We start from the raw sequence: 1693 nt of genomic DNA, 5'->3' as shown, positions 1-1693 counted from the left end.
ATATAGGAGTATTCTCTAATTCTAAATATGAAAAAAGAGGTAAAACAAGATCGTTTTTTATATCTCAGAAAGATATCGATTTATATAAAAAAACCTATTTTTTTAAATTTGATGAAGATTATAAAAAAGTAAGTGCATTGGCTAAAATATATGGAGTTAAATCTGATTACTTAATTAAAAATATTGATAATTTATATTATCTTGGAGCGTGTTATTATTCATCAATAAATAGTGTTAAAGATTTATTAAGTAATAATTATTACATGAATGAAAATAAAAAATATAAAGAAAAAAAATACTCTATATATAATTTAGAATTTGAACATATTGCAAGAACACTCTATATAACGAATACTACTTTACTAAAATTAATAGAAGAAGGAGAATTTCCATTAACTGAAACTGTAGTTAAAGAAGGCGAATTTAGATATGTTATCAAGGAAGAAGATATAGAAAAGTATAAGAAAAAACATTTTTTTGCTTTTAGTAACAAGTATTGTGCTATTTCAGAATTGGCATCAGAATACGGATGTCATGCTGAATGGATACGAAAAAATATTTCAAAAGTTTATAACTATGGAAATAGAAATTATTGTTTAAAAGAAGAAGGAGTAAAAATATGTGAGGAAAAAGCTAAAAGGGAAAAACTATATAATCTTGTTATAAATAATGATAAAGAGGCAACATATAAATATTATTGCTATTACTATAGAAATAGAATAAATATTAATAATAATTATTCAGAAACAATAGACTTATTTGATAAATTTATAAAGATAGAGATAAATAAGTCTAAATCAAATAGATTAATTTCTATTGTGCATAGAAATGGGAATGCACTTATTGAATTATGTAATAAATTGGACAAAAGAAAAAAGGAATTATTTGATTTGAATTCGTTTGAACATGAAAAGTTATTATTTGAAGAGATCAAAAAAAATGATTCTACATCAATTTGCTTAGGTAAATTCTCTAATTATGTAAAATTACAAAAAAAAGATAAATGCAAGTATGATACTACAATTAGGAGGAAAGCAAGAAAAAGTAAGGTTGATAAACTAGCGTATAGCAATGAACTGTTTATGAAATATGCTGAATATGTTTTAAATTATTCATTGCATATTAATTATGCAATAGATAATCCTAAGTATGCTCAAATATGGCTATATTCATTATTTCACTTTTGTACTGCATGGAGATCAAGTGATATATTGTCATTTCCATCATTTTCAGAAGGAGCTGAGTTTCAGAAAGATATTTTTTGGTTTAAGAATAATAAATTAAACAATTATGAAGTTGAATTAATAATTAATATGTTTACGGATAATCATTTTGTGGCTCATAAAACTGGTAATAAAATAATATTTCAAGTGTTTAAACCTTATAAGTTAGTATTTTCTACATTACTTTTATTGTGTGAAAAACATAGAGTAGAAAATTCTGAAGAAGCATTATTTTATTGTTTTAAAAAATATAATCCCAATGGAAAAGACATAAAGAAATTTTTAGAAAAGAGTGATAACTTACCTAATTTCACTAGTATAGCACTCAATAGAAGTTTTATAAGTAATTATTATGAATATACATCAAGTAAAACAGAATTACACAAATTAGCTTATTTTTTATCTAGAAAATTAAGGGGACATGTTAGCAACGATATGACAGCAGAATATATAAATTCGTTGCCTGTTGA

At 23.4% G+C, this 1693-nt stretch carries 1 protein-coding gene; it reads left to right on the top strand.

What is annotated here, in order from left to right:
- Nucleotides 1-1693 (top strand): hypothetical protein (locus E6248_RS15840; RefSeq protein ID WP_316341730.1); only part of this gene is annotated, 1693 nt, incomplete at both ends.

Source organism: Clostridium sp. (genome assembly GCF_032552055.1).
GTDB lineage: Bacteria > Bacillota > Clostridia > Clostridiales > Clostridiaceae > Clostridium.
Note: the sequence above shows the minus strand (reverse complement) of the source record. Positions and strands in the feature narration are given on the sequence as shown.